Genomic DNA, 17,769 nt, shown 5'->3' with positions numbered 1-17,769 from the left:
TATTAAAAAACCACTCATTGAATGGTTTTTTCAATCAAAATTTGAGTTTAAATAGCTTCTATAACGATATACTTTCCTTCATAGAAAAGGCCTTCGGTGCTTGTTTCTTTTAATTTGCAATAAATGGCAACGGAATGTGTCAGTTTTTGATTTTCCTCACTAGGAATATGAGTAAATCCAGATAGAAAATTTGAATTATTATTTTCTAATTTCCAAGAAGTACCTTTGTTGTCATGCCATTTACTATTTGGATATTTAGAATCTAACCATTCAATGCACTGCTTCATTGTTGAAAAGTTTTTTGTTTCCTCTTTTTCAATTTTTGATGCGGCACTTACTGAAGCTCCAAATGTTAAGAATAAAGCTCCAATTAATGTTGTTCTCATGAAATTACCCTTTATTATTAAAAATAAAATTTAAAGGTACAAGATATAAAAAAACCACCCTTAGATGGATTAGTTTTTAGGAAGAGTTTTGTTAATTTTAGCACTTGTGTTTTGATCAAATTTTAATAATTTGAAACTTTCACAGTTAGCAAAAATACAAAAAAGAAGAGCAACTATCAAAACTCCGGCTATCTTATTCATTTAATCTTACCTTAGAGATTTTAATTATTTTTTAATCAAGTAATGGTATACGAAAATATTATCAAAATCTTAATTATTAAAAATCTACCACAATTCATTACAAAAGTTGTTTGTAATTCTTACCTCACTTTTCTACATCTCTTAACATTAATACCACTTATGGATTAAAATACTAAGATACAAAAAAGCACCCTAAGGTGCTTTTTAATTTAAAGAAATATCAAATGCTTAATGAAAGTTACTGACTTTGTTTAGAAAGCTCGACAATCAGTTTCTTTTCGTAGTCATTGAGCACGTTGTCAATATTCTCAACCCACTTTGACTCGTTCGCTACTTGAGCTGATCTAGTTACCTTACTATAGATTTTAAATGGCGGACGGTTAGGGTGTTTAGCATCTAAAATCTCGGTATCAATTTCAGAATGAATTTTTATTGAAGCAAATCCAGGTTGGAACCACGACCAAAATTTATTAATTTTAATATTGAGTATCAGATCAGCATTAGCTTCATTATTGGTATTATTATCGAGAACTTTATATCCAGACTGTTGCAATGCTTGAGAAACACGTTTATCAACCAAATGCGATACAGTCTCATCCTTTAAAAGGATATCCCCTAAAGCTTTTCCATAACCATTTCTTTTACGGGCAACAGCTCGAGCTTTTTCTTCTGCTGTAGCATGAGATTGCTCACCTTTTAAAGATGGAATATCAGCAGATGCAGGCTTGTCTTGAAATTTTCGATCATCTTCAACATTGACTATAATCGATTTGCCTTGTGCTACTATTTCTTGAGATTGATTTAGTTTTTGGCCTTGGGGTATTTCAATTAGACCTCTTGAAGTTGCACATCCCACTAAACTTAAAGCAATTAAAGTAGTAGCCAATACTTTCTTCACGGTTTTTACCTTTTGTTATAAAGTTCACTTAATTTAACAAAATAGTTACTAAATGTCACATAAAGAAATAATCAGCTAATCCTAATTAATGATGAGCTAATAGAGCTACTCCATACTAAAGTTCCATCGACAAAGGCTCTTCTACATAGGCTACATCCAATTTATAAAAAAAGATGTAATTAATCACATCTTGACCCCTATGAAAGATGTTAGAAATTAAACAATTGTTTTTTTAGTATGATGAATTAAATAATGAATAAGAGAACCCAATTGGAGTATTATTACTAAAGTAATAATACTAGAAAAGATGCCAATAATATCGTTATTTTTCCTTACAGAAAATATCGTCAGTATAAGTGAAAGAATGATTGAGATATAAAGAGCACTTTTATACTTATTTTCAGTTGCTTTAGCAGTGAAAATATAATCTGAAGTAGTCAGCGCCACTATTCCAAATAACGCTATGAAAAAGGATTCATTATGTTAAAAATATGGCTTGCATTAAAAGCAATTATCATACCTACGGTGCATACACCTAACAGCATAGAAAAAGAATAGAAAAAAATATTTTATTTTACAGATATTAAAAAAACAATCATATATCAATAACTCTATACAAATAAAGAGAATATTAAGATGATAGGGAATTTAGATGAAGTTCAATCTAAGAGAGGAGAAAATATAATTATAAATACGGAAAGTAGTATCTATAATTCTTTTACACACTTTAATGAAGCTACCTTTAAGTCATTATCAGCTTTGTAGAGCATATTTGAATTAGAGGCACTTAAAATTGTTCTAGCTTCAATTATATCTTTGTTCAGAATCTTAACTTGTAGGGCCATACCATTTTGAATGTAGATCATATTATTTGCATACTTAATTTTGTTGAATACAACCTGTCCACTCGTATCGTCACAAAGTATTCCATTGCCATCTGCTTCTAGTTTTATGGTTGATATGCTTGGACCGATCGAAATCGTCCATATGCCTGAGACTAGAGGCATGGAAGGCTGCTCTTCGTTAAATTTATTATTAGCCATCATATGAACGGTTGGACTTACACAGCTACTTATTAAAAAAACTAAGCTTAATGCAATTATCTTTTGCATGATAATTATCCATTTTAATTGTGAGTAAAATTTAACAGTTCAGAAAATAAAAAACCACAAAAAGGTAATTGATGGAAAAATTAATTAATTCAATTTACTTTTTATAAAGCTACCTCACACATATCCTTAGCCCAGCAAGATAATTAAAAAAAATTTGAATTATCCGTAATGAATTGAAGTGCCAAAGTTTTCAAATTAGATTAGATTTAGCAAAAAAGTTTTGGCAAATTACAAGGGTAAAGCTGATATCTCTTAATTTGTTTCCATAACACGATTTAGATAGCCATAGTTGGTACCATTAATTATATAATCAACTTGTTTACTGTTTTGATTTGCAAAATACTTAACCTGACCGTTCTATCAGCAATTACTTTTATAATATTATTGACCCTCGCCGTACTTAGAGGTACTAGATAACCTTTTCACCTGATTTTTTGGTTGCGTCTAATACGTTAATAAAATCACTATTTATGATGCCAGAATAATTATTTTCTTTAAGAAAAATATAGTTGTATATTTGCGAAGTAACACTTAGGTTGACTTGTAAATTCCTAACATCAAAAATAAATTTCTAAACAAAGATATCTGAAGTATTAATAAGTTTATCAATTAAAATAACATTATCTAGATTTTTAAGATAATATTGAGTTTAAAATTAAGTATAACTTTTAGAAGCTAAATATAAATCAATATTTTTGTTTGAGTAATAGTTTATAAAATAATAAATAGATTGATTAGTAATATTGATCGATGAATTTAACAATTTTTTTGCTTTCTTGTTTCGCAATAAAATTTAAGAAGCGTCAGACGCGAGCCCAATCCTAAATGCGATAGCCCTATTCATGTAGTTTGCATTTCACAATGATGGAAACTACCAACTAAACTTGATGCGGCTCTAAAAATCAGCTTTACAACACATTTCTGAGTTGCTAACAGTATACATGCCATCAATAAATAAAAAGAGCTGGAAAAGAAGTCCATCTCCCTCTACAAAATTATTAGAACTATGTTCAAACATCATTCTGGGCTATGCTGGCCCATCTGATGCATGCACCACTCTAAAGTAAGGCGGACGATCTAAATAGTCTAATTTCTACTACACTTCACGAAATAATATTTTTTACAATTTCCCTATCGATTTTTAATATTTCTTCTAAAATTTTAGAATACTATGCATTCCTCTAGATAGAACATTAGTATTTTGCAATGTATAAGATTTTAAAAAAAATGGCTTTTTTTCTTATTGTAGTTAATACTTCATCTTTTGCTGATACTTATGAGCAGAATACGGATATTACTGATCAATTGAATAAAGACATTATGAAAGGTGGAATAGTAAGTATTCCTGCAGGTATCTATAAAATTGATACCATTAAGTCAGTAGTTCTCAAAAGTGATACTAGATTAAAATTGGATCCACAGACTAAGTTAATAGCCATACCTAATGCTGAAAAAAGCTATCAATTTTTTAAAATCCACGATGTAAAAAATGTGACTATTTCTGGTGGAACATTAATAGGTGACAAATACTCCCATTTAAAAAAATCTGGGGAATGGGGAATGGGAATTGATATTAAGGATTCACAAAATGTTAATATTTCGAATATAAATATTAACCAGATGTGGGGCGATGCTATTTATCTTGGAACAAATTATAGAGGAGATCCAAATAATCAGATTACCTTAAAAAATGTAAAAATGGATGATAACCGAAGACAAGGTTTAACCATTGTTTCAGCAAAAAATCTTTATGCCAATGATCTAGTAATATCTAATACAAAAGGGACATCTCCTGCCAATGGAATTGATATAGAGCCAAATGATAATAAGGCTTTTTTAGATAATTTAAACTTTACTAATATCAGAACTATGAACAACAAAGGTAATGGAATGCAGATTTCATTAACTAAATATAACAATACCTCAAAAAAAGTTAAAATTAATTTAAATAATCATGAGGATAATGGATCTTATTTTGGTTTAATTATAAATGGAATAAACAAGCCTATTATATCTGGTAGCATTAATGTTTCCAATTCTGATTATTTGAATAGTCGCCATTCAAACTATTGCTTCACAAATGTTATAAACAATAATTTAGTTATTAATTTAGACAATATAACTCAGGATAAAAAGAATAATTTCAAATCAAGTAAATTTTGCACAGATTATACAAAAAATCAGAATATAAAAATTAAAAATAATTTTGTAATTGGCTCGAATTAATTCGAGCCAATTACAAAAAATTAGTTTTGTTTCTTATATAGTCATTTAATATAAATTGCATTATTACACTTTACACTGTAATAATGCAGTATAAAACTGATAAAATTATCCTAATAGCGTAAAAAATCGCTACTATACTCATCAAAAAAATTTTTAAGAATCGTGACATTTCTTATAGTTAATTGGTTTTATAAAACCATCAACAAATCGTACATGTTCTGGTTTTCATACCTCAAACGGCTACTAACATTACTTTGAAGCTTGAGTAAGCACGTGAACCAATTGACTGTTTAAATCAATATACTATATTTGAAGTAATTCACCCCAATGTAAGCTGAGCAATCTAAAGGAATGAAATGACGCTTAAACAACTAAAAGCTTTTTTAGCCCTTGCGCGTACACTCAACTATGCTAATGCCTCTTTAGAGCTACATCTCAGCCAGTCTGCTTTAAGTCTCACCATCAAAAGCTTAGAAGAAGAATTAGGCGGAAAACTATTTAACCGTAATACACGCCGTGTTGAGCTTACGCAAGAAGGTAAATCCCTCATTCCCTATGCAAAAAAACTACTCGCCAATTGGGATGAAATGGAAAACGATGTTAAACAACGTTTTAAGCTCAATCGCGGAACCTTAAGTATTGCCTCAATGCCCTTTGTGACCCATGCAATTTTGCCTGAGGTGATTCATCAATTTTTAGAACTTCATCCCAACTTGAACTTTTCAATTCAAGATATTCCCAATGAAACCATTATAGAAAAAGTACAAGATGGTATTTTCGAGCTTGGTATCTGCTTTGAACCTGATCTCACCGAAGGCCTAGAGTTCAAACCACTATTTGAAGAAGATTTCTTAGCTCTATTACCCAAGACTCACCCACTTGCTCAATCATCTTCTATTACATGGCAAGAGCTTTGTTCAAATCCATTCGTGACATTGCAAAAACCTTCAATTGTTCGATATTTGGTTGAGCAGAATTGTTTGCGAAATAATATAACGCTCGATTTGAAAGTTGAATGTCATCAAATTTCATCACTATCAAGTTTTGTGGCCTATGGAATTGGGGTGAGTGCAATTCCAAGGCATTTTGCTAAACACATTGATAAAGAACATAACGTACTCATTGAGTTAAAGGATGAGTCTATTCATAAGACTGTAGGAATTGTTTATAAAAAGAACTTTGAAATTTCAAATATTTCAACTCAATTTATTGAGGCTTTGGTGCAATATAAATTTTAAAAAATTAAAGACCGTATTTTAGAGCGAACTAAGCTCAAGGCTACGTTGAGTTTTTAATTGTTATAATTTTCAATATTTTAATAAAAATTTTTAAAAGTTTAAACGTTATATGTGTCTGATCTTTTGTAGGCGATTTGAAACCATTCATTGATTATACTTATTAATCATTTAAAAAAATTAACTTCTATAACACAAAATGTGATGCTAAAACTAAGATTACTAAGGGATATAGGATAACAATAGAATGAATAAAGTTTATGCCAATGCAGAGGCAGCACTGAAAGATGTTATTGCAGATAATCAAACACTTGCCGTAGGTGGTTTTGGTTTATGTGGAATTCCGGAAAAACTGATTGTTGCAGTTAAGCAAAGTGGTGTGACTGGTCTCACATGTATTTCAAATAACGCAGGTGTAGATGATTTTGGTTTAGGTATTTTGCTTCAAACAAAACAGATCAAAAAAATGATCTCTTCTTATGTTGGTGAAAACAAAGAATTTGAGCGCCAATATTTAAATGGTGAACTCGATGTAGAACTTACTCCACAAGGTACATTAGCTGAAAAGTTACGTGCTGGCGGTGCTGGTATTCCTGCGTTCTATACTCAGACTGGCGTCGGTACACTCATTGCCGAAGGTAAAGAAGAACGTACCTTTAATGGCAAAAACTACATTTTAGAGGAATCTTTAACAGCAGACGTGGCTCTTGTTAAGGCCTATAAGGCAGACAAGGCTGGTAACTTAGTGTTCCGTAAAACTGCTCAGAATTTTAACCCTGAATGTGCAATGGCTGGAAAAATTACAATCGCCGAAGTTGAACAGGTTGTTGAAATTGGTGAATTAGATCCGGATGAGATCCATTTAGCGGGTATCTATGTAAACCGCATTGTACTGAATGCATCACCTGAAAAACGCATTGAGCATAAAACTTTAAGCACGGAGGCAGTATAAAATGGCTTGGTCACGTAATGAAATGGCACAACGTGCTGCAAAAGAACTTGAAGACGGTTTTTATGTCAATTTAGGTATTGGCTTACCTACTCTAGTTGCTAATTATATTCCTGAAAATATTAATGTTTGGCTTCAGTCTGAAAATGGCCTATTAGGTATTGGTGAGTTTCCAACCGAAGAAACTGTCGATGCCGATTTAATTAATGCTGGGAAACAAACGGTTACTGCTCGCCCTGGTGCTGCTTTTTTCTCAAGCTCAGAATCTTTTGCCATGATCCGCGGTGGCCATGTCAACATTGCAATTTTAGGTGCAATGGAAGTTTCCGAAAATGGTGACTTAGCGAACTGGATGATTCCTGGCAAGAAAGTCAAAGGTATGGGCGGTGCCATGGATTTGGTTGTTGGTGTCCAAAAAGTTGTAGTGCTTATGGAACACTGTGCAAAAGATGGTACGCCAAAGATCGTTAAAAACTGTAGCCTACCTTTAACAGGTAAAGGTGTGGTTCATCGCGTTATTACTGACTTAGGTGTAATGGACATTACACCACAAGGCGTAGAGCTGATTGAACTTGCTAAAGATGTCACGCTTGAACAGATTCAAGCCGCTACTGGCGTTGAGTTTTATAAAACCTTAGTCGCGTAAATTTTAATTTTTAGTAAGCCAGATAAGACTTAAGTTAGAAAGTGAGCTTGAGTCTTAGCCCTTTAAAGCACCGGATGTGCTGTCTATAAATAAGAATGAGAAGGATTTTTTCAGCTATGGAAAAACAGCAAGGAATTTTTGAAAGATTTGCTCTTCGGATTAGTGACTGGTCTGAAAAATGGTTTCCTGATTCATATATTTTTGCATTACTTGGCGTCATTATCGTGTCAGTTGCCGCTTTAGGTATTGGTGCGCCTATTCACGATGTCGCGACTTCTTTCGGTAACGGTTTCTGGAGTCTTATTCCCTTTACCCTGCAAATGACGATGCTCATTATTGTAGGTTATGTCGTTTCTGTATCTAAGCCCGTAAAGTTCCTAATCCAAAAAATGGCACGTATTCCAAATTCGGGACGTGGTGCTATTGTTTTAGTTGCAACCGTTAGTTTATTAATTTCACTGGTCAATTGGGCAGTAAGCACGATTCTTACTGCACTTTTAGTGATTGCATTAGCGAAACGTAAAGAGCTTAATATGGATTACCGTGCAGCGGCAGCGGCTGCAATTATTGGGATGGGGGCAACTTGGGCACTGGGAATTAGCTCTTCGGCAGCACAGCTTCAAGCGAATAAAACCAGTTTACCTGAGTCAATTTACAACCTAACTGGCGTTATTCCATTTACTGAAACGATTTTCCTTTGGCAATCAATTGCGATGACCATTATTTTAGTGATTGTTTCAATCGCAATCGCTTATTGGTCAGCTCCAAAAGGTAATAATGTTAAAACGATTGATAGTTTTGATGTGCAGTTTGAAGAAGACAAACCCCATGATGAGAAATCTAATCGTCCAGGTGACTGGTTAGAAAACTCGCCTATCTTAACGATTATTGTGGTCGCATTAGGCTTAATCTGGATGTTTTTTGAGTTTTCAAAAAGCAATCCAATCATTGCTATTTCAAGTTTAAACACCTACAACTTTGTGTTCTTAATGCTTGGTCTAGCCTTGCATGGCACACCACGAAACTTCTTAAATGCTGTTTCAAAGGCAGTTCCGGCTGTCTCAGGAATCTTAATTCAGTTTCCACTTTACGGAAGCATCGCCTTTATTATGACGCAAGCTTTAAACAGTCAAGATTTATCACTGTCGCATTATATAGCTGATTTTTTCGTTTCAATCGCCTCAAAAGAAACCTTCGCAATTGTGATGGGAATTTACTCTGCCATCCTTGGGTTCTTTGTGCCATCTGGCGGTGGAAAATGGATTATTGAAGCCCCATATGTCATGCAAGCAGCAAATGATTTAAAGGTTCATTTGGGTTGGTCTGTACAAATTTATAATGCAGCCGAAGCTTTACCAAACTTAATCAATCCATTCTTTATGCTTCCAATGTTAGGAATTCTAAAACTAAAAGCAAAAGATGTGATTGGTTTTACAGTCACTCAGCTCGTTGTGCATTTTCCATTAGTTTTATTTTTATTATGGTTCTTTGGAAGAACACTTAGCTACACCCCACCTACTTTTTAATTTACTGGCGCCTTTAGTTTCGGCTAAAGGCAAATTTAGCAAATACATCAATAAGAGATATTAAGATGAGTTCAATTGTTATAGTTTCAGGTAGCCGTACTGCAATGGGCGGTTTTCAAGGCAGTCTATCGGCTTTAACGGCACCAGAACTTGGCGCTGCTGTTATCCGTGAATCTATTCAACGTGCAGGTGTTGCACCTGACCAAGTAGATGAAGTTATTTTTGGTTGCGTATTGAGTGCAGGCATAGGTCAAGGTCCTGCTCGTCAGGCGATGCGTAAAGCTGGCGTGCCTGACCATGTAGGAGCTGTGACCATTAATAAACTATGTGGCTCTGCCATGAAAGCGGTGTTAATGGCATCAGATACTCTAAAAGCAGGCAGTGCCAATATTATTGTAGCTGGCGGTATGGAATCTATGACCAATGCGCCTTATATTTTACCCAAAGCTCGCGGTGGTTACCGTATGGGTCACGGTGAAATTAAGGACCATATGTTTTTAGATGGTCTTGAAGATGCAGAAACAGGCCGCTTAATGGGTTCGTTTGCGCAAGACATGGCAAACACTAAAGGCTTTACACGTGAGCAAATGGATAACTTTGCAATTTCTTCACTTAAAAAAGCGCAAACTGCGATTACGGAAGGTTACTTCAAAGAAGAGATTGTTCCTGTTGAAGTAAAAACACGTAAAGGTGTCGAAGTTATCGATCAAGATGAGCAACCATTAAAAGCGAATCTTGAGAAGATCCCAACATTGCGTCCAGCTTTTAGTAAAGATGGGACAATTACAGCAGCTAACTCAAGCTCAATTTCTGATGGTGCTGCTGCATTAGTACTCACCACTGAAGAATATGCTCAAAGTCATGGTTTAAATACTTTAGCAAAAATTGTTGCAACTTCTACGCACTCCCAGCATCCAAGTGAATTTACTATCGCTCCAATTAGTGCTATTCAAAAAGTGCTTGAGCGCGCTGGTTGGTCAGTTGACGAGGTAGATGCTTGGGAAATTAATGAAGCTTTTGCAATGGTGGCAATGGCGCCAATTCATGAACTCGGCATTGATGAGGCAAAAGTAAACGTCCATGGTGGTGCTTGTGCTTTAGGCCATCCAATTGGCGCAACTGGTTCAAGAATTATTCTTTCTCTTATCTATGCTTTAAAACGCCTTGGTAAGAAAAAAGGTGTTGCTGCATTATGTATTGGTGGTGGTGAAGCTACAGCTGTTGCAATTGAAATCTAAAGATTAAAGTGCACGGAAGATGTAAGAATTTTTCTTACATCTTCTTTTTTTAGACTTTAAAAAGTTCATAACAGGTTTGACGGAACCATTTATGGCTACTTTTATGATGGCATGACATATGCCAATGTTGTTTAACATCATAAGTTGGAAAGTCTAGAGGTGCTGGTAAAATCTGTAAATTTTCTCTCACCAATAAGACTTGGCTCAAATAATACGGCACTGTTGCGATCGCATCTGTTTCTTGAACGACTAATCCCACTCCAAGATAGCTTGGTAATCGAATTAAAATATTTCGATCTAATCCTTTGTTCTGTAATTCATTTTTAATATGGTAGTGCCCGATTCCCGCATCAATATCGATATGATATTCGCGCATATAATCATCTAAAGTGAAATTATTTGGGTCTAAACGAGGATGGCTTTTAGAGCTAATCACCACATAATGTTGTTTAAAAAACTTTTGTTGATAAAAGCCTTCTTCTAACTGCGGTAAAAAGCCAATTGCAAGATCAATCTCACCATTTGCCATTTGATAGCTGGTTTCTGGTGTAATCGGCCTAATATTCAAGCGAATTAAAGGGGCTTTCTCTTTTAAATAATTGGTTAATTGCGGTAATAAAACCAGATGAGATACATCTGTCATCGCAATTGTAAAAAGCTGATCTGAAGTTAGCGGATCAAAATTCACACTAAAATTATTAATGCTTTCCACTTTATCAATCACTTCACTAATGAGTGGAAAAATCTCCTTTGCTAATTCGGTTGGGATCATCTCATTCCCAACACGAATAAAAAGCGGGTCATTAAAATGCTGACGGATTTTGTTCAGTCCATTACTAACGCTCGGTTGTGTAAGGCCAATCGCATCAGCAGCCATTGAAACACTTTTAAACCGATAAATATGATAAAAAATATTTAGTAATCTACTATCTAGATCAAACAAAATTGTCTCCGTCTGGATCAAATAATCCATTCAAAAGGAATAAAATCAGGCACAGCATGTATAAAAATGCTCACTAGATTTATGAATTATTGATATATGGTCTAAATTAACAAAGAATCTAGACCATGAGCAATGCTTTATAAAGCCTTTCATCATAAAGACAAAGGTATGAGCTCTTTGATTGATTACTTTGTATGTAAATATCTTGAGGACATTACATATCATTATAAATTTTAATCATGCTGAGTTTGGAAGCCCTTCCAGATTTGCTGAACTGATTTGTTATCACTCAAGTTATTTTTAAAAATATAAATATCCTGTGGCAGACAATATTCGTTATCGTCCAACATAACCAATTTCCCACTAGCGAGATCTTCTTCAACATTAATTTTTGGAATCCATGCTACACCTAAACCTTGTAATACAAGCTCTTTCAAGTTGGTGGCATTGTCAGTTTCATATAAGGTTTTATAGATCAGTTTACCTTCAATCAATTGATCGACCAATTTACGCAAATAAGCATGTTTACTATAAGCAAGTAATGAAAAATTACTCTGAATTGTATGCTTAGGCGTATGATCTGCTTCGGTAGCTGACACTGGAACAATCTCTGTTTCAGCGATCTTGATGCCACTTAAAATATCATCACCAACTCGATTAATATTAGATCGATCTGCATAACAAATCATAAAATCGCAGGCACCTTCTTTTAAAAGAGATAAGCCTTCACCACTATTCGTTGCGACAATTTCAATTTTTAAATCACGCATAAACGTTGGGAATTTTTTTAAAAAAGTGGTTAAAAAACCTGAAGCTAATGAATGAACAACACAGAAACGAATCGTAGATTCGGTTTCATTTTTGATGTTTTTAATCAGCTTTGCTGTTTCTTCTACCTGCTTCTCAATATTTTTAGACATCACCAGCATAATCCGCCCAATGTCTGTAAATTCAATATTATTTTTATTATTTCGAATAATAACTTCAGCTCCGATCATCTCTTCTATTTGCTGAATTCTACGCGTAAACGCAGATTGACTAATAAATCGTTTTTCGGCTGCTTTTGAAATAGAACGCTCACGTTCAAGTGTCAAAAGGTCTTCTACCCAACGTACTTCTAAGTTCATTTTATGCATTCCCTTTTTATATCTATGTCCTTAATCTGTCTGGTTGGGAAGCTGAATAAATAGCTGAATAGATGAATAAAAACTATAAAACATGGGAGTACCTGCAAAAATGCGATGGAGGGTTGGCAAAGCCAAACAATAAAAGTAAGTATTTAAATAATTCTGACATAGAAAAGAGCGTAAGAGAATAAAAGACTTTGATTTAAATCAACAACTCATACAAATATAAAATTATCACTCTAAAAATTATTTTAAATCAAAAAGTAAAGAGCATATAAAGCAAGTAAATAACAAGTTTTAAGTTAATAAAAAATAGAAATAACCCTATGCTTTACTCATGTTTTATTTTTTATAAAAAAAGTCCGCACCTTGGGGAAGAATACGGACTGTAAAACTGAAATTGACTATCTTGCTTCTTTCAGGAATTAAGCTCACTGACTCAATAAATTCATTTAAATCAGAAGATATGCTTGCAGTATAGCTCAATCCCAAAAACCTGACCATTCTACTAAAGTATTTAACCTAAGACTGAATACAGATGAGTTTCTAGTATTCACCAATGAGGTAATATAGCTTCCTTGAAATTTCAACCATCATATTAGAAGTATATTGAGTAATTTCAAAAACTTGCTTTTTCTGGGGATTAAACACCATATTGTCATTTTCATCACTAAAAAAGATATAAGTGGTGTATTTATCCATATGGTGGATATGCTCTTTTAAGCTTAATTTTTCCCCAGAATTGGGATCATAGGCGATAAACTTCATTCTCATGAATTTTGTCTCTATACATACAGTCTTTTACCTAAATTTTTAAAAAAATATAGATAAAACAATATTTTGATGGATAATATGAAATAGTTAACCTAAGAACTGAGGCTACTTGTAAGATATGGGCACAATACTATTAGCTTTGTTTACCGAGGTTTGAGCAGAAGCGATTGATTGCTCTGCTTCTTTGAGCAGACGAGAAGTTTTAGACTCACTTTTCTCTTCACCGTGGAAAAGCACATAGTATGTAAAACTTCCCAAAATAATTAATGCGGCTGTGACTTTTAACATAAACTTAAAACTAAGATTTTTTCGTATTATAGTGTTTTTTATGTGAAATGCATCACATTTTTATATGAATTTGTTAGATAAGCTTCACTTTAAAAGCTAATAATAAAGATAATTAAGTTGATATTTCATTTAAATTAATCAGTCTTAATTTTTACAATAGGTTTCTTTCAAAAATTAGATGACCATTCATTGTATCAAGCAAATTTTGAAATTAACTTCATTTTAATCTTAAATTATTAATTTACATAGTAAAATTTAAGTTTAATTAATCGTTGTAAGTGAACTCTCCTAGTTAGTTCACTATAAAATTAAAAAACTGATATGCAAAAAATGCATAATTAACTTGATAAATGCATTAGAAGTGAAGCATTTCGAAATCTAATATGAATTATCTTCTTTACTAATTCGAAGTTTAATGATGAACGCTGAAATTACCACCCGTATTGAGAAGGATCTTATTGGTTATAGAGAGATCAATAATAACGACTACTACGGAGTTCAAACATTACGTGCTCTAGAAAACTTTAATTTAACTCAAAGCAAGGTCGGAAATTTCCCTCACCTTATTAAAGCTTTAGCAATGGTAAAGCTTGCTTGTGCTGAAGCGAACTATAATCTTAAAAGCTTAGATCAGACTAAATTTGAAGCGATTGAATACAGCTGTAATCAACTTATTCGTGGTAATTTTCACGACCAGTTCCCGATTGATATGATGCAAGGTGGTGCTGGTACTTCAACCAATATGAATGCAAATGAAGTATTAGCAAATGTCGCTTTAGAATATATGGGACATGCAAAAGGCCAATATCAATATTTGCATCCTAATAACGACATTAACATGTCACAGTCAACAAATGACGTGTACCCTACTGCGATTCGCTTAGGTTTGTTATTAAGCTTAGATGAACTAAATCTTCCTTTTAACAATTTAATCTTAAGTTTCCGCAATAAATCTCAAGAATTTGCTCATATCCTAAAAATGGGCCGTACACAGTTACAAGACGCTGTGCCAATGACATTAGGTCAAGAGTTTGGTGCTTTTGCAGTAACTTTACAAAAAGATCTTGAGCAAATTAATACGCTTATTCCAAATGTTTTAGCGTATATGAACCTTGGTGGTACGGCGATTGGTACGGGAATTACTACTGAATATAGTTACCGTGAACTTGCGATTCAAGCACTTGCAAAAATTTCTGGTAAGAAAATTAAGTCTGCTCCTGATCTAATCGAAGCAACTTCAGATATGGGTGACTTTGTTCTTTTATCTGGTTTATTAAAGCGTACCGCAACTAAACTTTCAAAAATTGCCAATGACTTACGTTTACTTTCAAGTGGTCCACGTACTGGTATTAATGAAATTAATTTAGAAGCTCGCCAACCAGGTAGCTCGATCATGCCGGGTAAAGTAAACCCAGTTATTCCTGAAGCGATGAACCTTGCTTGTTTCCAGATCATTGCAAATGACTTGGCTGTAACTTTAGCTGCTGAAGCGGGTCAATTACAGTTAAATGCAATGGAACCACTTATTGCATTCAAACTGTTTGAATCTATGGATTTGCTTGGTAAGGCAATGGCAATGTTCCAAATTAAGTGTATTGATACAATTACTGCGAACCCTGAGCATTGTAAAGTTTTGGTTGAAAACTCAATTGGTATCGTGACTGCACTTAACCCATATCTAGGTTATGAAACTACAACTCGTATTGCTAAAACTGCAAACGAAACTGGACAAAGCGTATTGGCTTTAGTTCAAAATGAAGGTTTATTATCGGCACAAGTGCTTGATGATATCTTGTCGATTAATAATATGGTTAAACCAAAAATGTCGGCTTAATTCCTGAAATAAAAAAAGGAGCTTTTATAAGCTCCTTTTTTTATTTGTTCTATAACTTTTAAAAACTAAAAGTTGTAGAGAACTGAGCTGTACGTGGGTTACCTAAGAATAGATAGTCATCACCCATAAATGCACCTACATCACGCCAATATTTCTTATTAAATAAGTTATCAATATTAAATCTAAAAGTTGTGTCATGCCCAGCAAAATTTGTTTTATAGGCAGCACCAATATTAAAGACGCTATAGCCTCCTACTTTTGCAGTTCCCTCTTTGTTTGCATATTTACTGCTACTGTATTGCATACCACTAAGTAATCTTAACCCTTCAACTGACGGAACTTTATAAGATAACTGTGCAGTTGCGCGTACTTTCGGTACATTTTGAGTTTGATGACCTTTGTAGCTGTCAGTATCAATATTAACAAGACGAGATTTGGTATAGGTAATACCTGAAATTACATCGAGTTTATCAGTTAAAGCGCCCGTTAAACCTAACTCAACACCTTGGTTGTGTTGTTCGCCTTGTTCAATAAAATCGAAAGTTCCTTCTGCATTCACTTTGCTATATTGATTGTCTTGTTTTAAGTCAAAAATAGCTGCTGTTACTAAGAAGTTCCGAATTTGTTGCTTAACACCAACTTCATATTGTTCAGAGTTTTTAGGAGATAGAACTTCTAGAGCATTATTAGCGAACCACGGTGCTTCACCACCATCCGATAATCCTTTGGCATATGAAGCATAAAGATTAGTCTTAGCAGTTGGGCTATACATAAGCGCTAATTGCGGTAAGAACTTATTTAAATCGGTGTCTCGGCTTTGCTGTCCATCTGACGTATAGGCTTGCTCATCAAGATGAATAAGCTTCCCACCCAATAAAGTTGACCACTGATCGTTAAATTGAACTCGGTCAGATATAGTAAATGCAGTCTGATCACTTTCTAAGGCTTTATAACGATCACCTAAGCTTTCCGATGACGGACTATAGTCAATCGTATCTTCATAGATATTGCCTGTTCCTACCGCTACATTCAGTGGTGTATGGTGCTTTAAGGTTTTATATGTACGTTGTAATTCGAAAGCGATTTGATGCTGGATATTAGCAGTGTTGAATTGACCATTTAACCCAGCAGCGAACTGGTTAGTAATACGTGTATCATCTGGGCTGCGGAAGTCATAAATGTCATAATTTCCGTGTTTATCAAAAGTATTGCCCAAACCAGAATATTCACAAATATCGTTATAACATCCCCATGGGAAAGCACTATTATCATCAATCACAACACGGCTTTGCGATGCACTTAAGCTAGCATTCCATTGATCATTAAATGCATATTGATATTTTAAACTTGCATTTACACTGTTATTTACAACAGGTTTACTCCAAGACTGGTAACCCAATAAACGGTCTTGATCTACATTTGTTGGTACTTCTTGCCCATCAAGCAGTTGATAACCCGGTACGGAGCGTTGGCTTTGATGCTGAGCTTCAATATCAAACAATAATTTAGAACGCTCATTAATTTTCCAGTCTAAAGCAACTGAACCAAACTCACGCTTACCATTTGCGTGATCAACATTTGGATGGATGCTTTCATGGGCTAAATTGATTCGATAACCAAAACTATTATTAACAAAGCCGCCAACATCTGTTGCCAGTGTATAGCCACCTTCTGAATTTACATCTACAGTAATGTTTTTAACATCGGCAGGTCTTTTGGTTACATAGTTAACCACACCACCCGGCGTCGACATTCCAGATTGAATTGCAGAAATACCTTTTAAGATTTCAACTTGTTCTTTATTTTCTAAAGCCACGTTTTGTTCGCCACGTATAGTATGGCCATTAATGAGATAACTTGAGCCTAAATCAAGCGCAAAACCACGTGCTACAAAATTTGGATAGTAGCCAATTGCAGCATAGCCATCCCCTAAAGAGGAATCATTTTTAATAACATCAGTTAAAGTTTTTGCGTGTTGGTCTGCTATACGCTCAGAGGTAATGGTTGTAATAGATGCAGGAACTTTCTTTACATCACTAGTTTGAAAACCAGATAAATTAACTTTTTTAGACGTATATAGTGCATCATTATTTTGTGTAGCATTCACAGTAATAGTTGGGAGCTGCGAAACCTCCGCTTCATTTGCATAGACGACAGATGTTATGAGTGCAATAGATGAAGCCAATGCTGTTTTAGAGCATGTCATGAAGTGAAGATTTAACGAACGTCTTTCCATTGAATAACTACCTGCCATACCGTGCATAATTCTAAAGCGCTAGAAATGAGTGCGGAGTCTATTTTTAGCCACGCAAGAATACAGCTACATATATTGAGAAACAACATATTCTGTACTTTTTCGATTAAGTGTATTTGATACAAATTTTGT

Annotated in this window: 15 protein-coding genes; 7 read left to right on the top strand and 8 right to left on the bottom strand. The window is 34.2% G+C overall.

Features of this window, described 5'->3' with window-relative positions; all coding sequences use genetic code 11:
• Window positions 1–47: 47 nt before the first annotated feature.
• From JGE69_RS05060 to JGE69_RS05050, 3 genes are all read right to left on the bottom strand, one after another.
• Entirely contained in the window at window positions 48–386 is a 339-nt protein-coding gene (locus JGE69_RS05060) for a hypothetical protein (protein WP_104074553.1), read from the bottom strand.
• Window positions 387–825: 439 nt separating this feature from the next.
• Window positions 826–1,485, bottom strand: a complete 660-nt coding sequence (locus JGE69_RS05055; protein ID WP_064784143.1) for a YajG family lipoprotein — start codon at window positions 1,483–1,485, stop codon at window positions 826–828.
• A 707-nt stretch (window positions 1,486–2,192) separates the two neighbouring features.
• Window positions 2,193–2,597, bottom strand: a complete 405-nt coding sequence (locus JGE69_RS05050) for a J517_1871 family lipoprotein (protein ID WP_049836603.1) — start codon at window positions 2,595–2,597, stop codon at window positions 2,193–2,195.
• A gap of 1,206 nt (window positions 2,598–3,803) precedes the next feature.
• On the opposite strand from JGE69_RS05050, the gene JGE69_RS05045 reads away from it, so the two are divergent.
• From JGE69_RS05045 to JGE69_RS05020, 6 genes are all read left to right on the top strand, one after another.
• A complete protein-coding gene (locus tag JGE69_RS05045; protein ID WP_227602366.1) occupies window positions 3,804–4,823 on the top strand; it encodes a right-handed parallel beta-helix repeat-containing protein in 1,020 nt (339 codons plus the stop codon).
• A gap of 356 nt (window positions 4,824–5,179) precedes the next feature.
• A complete protein-coding gene (locus tag JGE69_RS05040) occupies window positions 5,180–6,061 on the top strand; it encodes a LysR family transcriptional regulator (RefSeq protein WP_199112511.1) in 882 nt (293 codons plus the stop codon).
• A 244-nt stretch (window positions 6,062–6,305) separates the two neighbouring features.
• The gene (locus tag JGE69_RS05035) at window positions 6,306–7,010 is read left to right on the top strand and encodes a CoA transferase subunit A (RefSeq protein ID WP_002113873.1); all 705 of its coding nucleotides are present in this window, start codon (window positions 6,306–6,308) and stop codon (window positions 7,008–7,010) included.
• Window position 7,011: 1 nt separating this feature from the next.
• On the top strand, window positions 7,012–7,653 hold the full coding sequence (locus tag JGE69_RS05030) for a 3-oxoacid CoA-transferase subunit B (RefSeq protein ID WP_014206696.1): 642 nt from the start codon (window positions 7,012–7,014) through the stop codon (window positions 7,651–7,653).
• Between the two features lie 116 nt (window positions 7,654–7,769).
• Window positions 7,770–9,179: a short-chain fatty acid transporter gene (locus tag JGE69_RS05025; protein WP_199112509.1), complete on the top strand. Its 1,410-nt coding sequence runs from the start codon at window positions 7,770–7,772 to the stop codon at window positions 9,177–9,179.
• Between the two features lie 65 nt (window positions 9,180–9,244).
• Window positions 9,245–10,417 carry a thiolase family protein gene (locus tag JGE69_RS05020; RefSeq protein ID WP_199112507.1) on the top strand — a complete coding sequence of 391 codons (1,173 nt, stop codon included), beginning with the start codon at window positions 9,245–9,247 and terminating at the stop codon, window positions 10,415–10,417.
• Window positions 10,418–10,466: 49 nt separating this feature from the next.
• Here JGE69_RS05020 and JGE69_RS05015 read toward each other — a convergent pair whose 3' ends face one another.
• The 4 genes from JGE69_RS05015 to JGE69_RS05000 form a co-directional block, all read right to left on the bottom strand.
• A complete protein-coding gene (locus JGE69_RS05015; RefSeq protein WP_003651675.1) occupies window positions 10,467–11,360 on the bottom strand; it encodes a LysR family transcriptional regulator in 894 nt (297 codons plus the stop codon).
• Between the two features lie 233 nt (window positions 11,361–11,593).
• Window positions 11,594–12,487 (bottom strand): LysR substrate-binding domain-containing protein, encoded by an 894-nt coding sequence (locus JGE69_RS05010; RefSeq protein WP_068565768.1) that lies wholly within the window; start codon window positions 12,485–12,487, stop codon window positions 11,594–11,596.
• 546 nt (window positions 12,488–13,033) lie between these two features.
• Window positions 13,034–13,255 (bottom strand): hypothetical protein, encoded by a 222-nt coding sequence (locus JGE69_RS05005; RefSeq protein WP_014206692.1) that lies wholly within the window; start codon window positions 13,253–13,255, stop codon window positions 13,034–13,036.
• Between the two features lie 111 nt (window positions 13,256–13,366).
• Window positions 13,367–13,549: a hypothetical protein gene (locus JGE69_RS05000; RefSeq protein ID WP_199112505.1), complete on the bottom strand. Its 183-nt coding sequence runs from the start codon at window positions 13,547–13,549 to the stop codon at window positions 13,367–13,369.
• A gap of 415 nt (window positions 13,550–13,964) precedes the next feature.
• Between JGE69_RS05000 and JGE69_RS04995 the strand changes: the two genes are divergently transcribed.
• Window positions 13,965–15,383 carry an aspartate ammonia-lyase gene (locus JGE69_RS04995; protein ID WP_199112504.1) on the top strand — a complete coding sequence of 473 codons (1,419 nt, stop codon included), beginning with the start codon at window positions 13,965–13,967 and terminating at the stop codon, window positions 15,381–15,383.
• A 58-nt stretch (window positions 15,384–15,441) separates the two neighbouring features.
• Here JGE69_RS04995 and JGE69_RS04990 read toward each other — a convergent pair whose 3' ends face one another.
• A complete protein-coding gene (locus JGE69_RS04990; protein WP_199112503.1) occupies window positions 15,442–17,646 on the bottom strand; it encodes a TonB-dependent siderophore receptor in 2,205 nt (734 codons plus the stop codon).
• Between the last annotated feature and the right edge of the window lie 123 nt (window positions 17,647–17,769).

This window comes from Acinetobacter sp. C13, from assembly GCF_016809775.1.
Classification (GTDB): Bacteria; Pseudomonadota; Gammaproteobacteria; order Pseudomonadales; family Moraxellaceae; genus Acinetobacter; species Acinetobacter pittii.
This window is presented reverse-complemented; position numbering and strand designations above follow the sequence as displayed.

Bases quoted from the DNA above. Each gene is read 5' to 3' on its own strand.
- JGE69_RS05005 (WP_014206692.1), bottom strand. From the start codon at position 13,255: ATGAAGTTTATCGCCTATGATCCCAATTCTGGGGAAAAATTAAGCTTA.
- JGE69_RS05045 (WP_227602366.1), top strand. From the start codon at position 3,804: ATGTATAAGATTTTAAAAAAAATGGCTTTTTTTCTTATTGTAGTTAAT.
- JGE69_RS05035 (WP_002113873.1), top strand. From the start codon at position 6,306: ATGAATAAAGTTTATGCCAATGCAGAGGCAGCACTGAAAGATGTTATT.
- JGE69_RS05050 (WP_049836603.1), bottom strand. From the start codon at position 2,597: ATGCAAAAGATAATTGCATTAAGCTTAGTTTTTTTAATAAGTAGCTGT.
- JGE69_RS04990 (WP_199112503.1), bottom strand. From the start codon at position 17,646: ATGCACGGTATGGCAGGTAGTTATTCAATGGAAAGACGTTCGTTAAAT.
- JGE69_RS05010 (WP_068565768.1), bottom strand. From the start codon at position 12,487: ATGAACTTAGAAGTACGTTGGGTAGAAGACCTTTTGACACTTGAACGT.
- JGE69_RS05030 (WP_014206696.1), top strand. From the start codon at position 7,012: ATGGCTTGGTCACGTAATGAAATGGCACAACGTGCTGCAAAAGAACTT.
- JGE69_RS05060 (WP_104074553.1), bottom strand. From the start codon at position 386: ATGAGAACAACATTAATTGGAGCTTTATTCTTAACATTTGGAGCTTCA.
- JGE69_RS05000 (WP_199112505.1), bottom strand. From the start codon at position 13,549: ATGTTAAAAGTCACAGCCGCATTAATTATTTTGGGAAGTTTTACATAC.
- JGE69_RS04995 (WP_199112504.1), top strand. From the start codon at position 13,965: ATGATGAACGCTGAAATTACCACCCGTATTGAGAAGGATCTTATTGGT.
- JGE69_RS05040 (WP_199112511.1), top strand. From the start codon at position 5,180: ATGACGCTTAAACAACTAAAAGCTTTTTTAGCCCTTGCGCGTACACTC.
- JGE69_RS05025 (WP_199112509.1), top strand. From the start codon at position 7,770: ATGGAAAAACAGCAAGGAATTTTTGAAAGATTTGCTCTTCGGATTAGT.
- JGE69_RS05020 (WP_199112507.1), top strand. From the start codon at position 9,245: ATGAGTTCAATTGTTATAGTTTCAGGTAGCCGTACTGCAATGGGCGGT.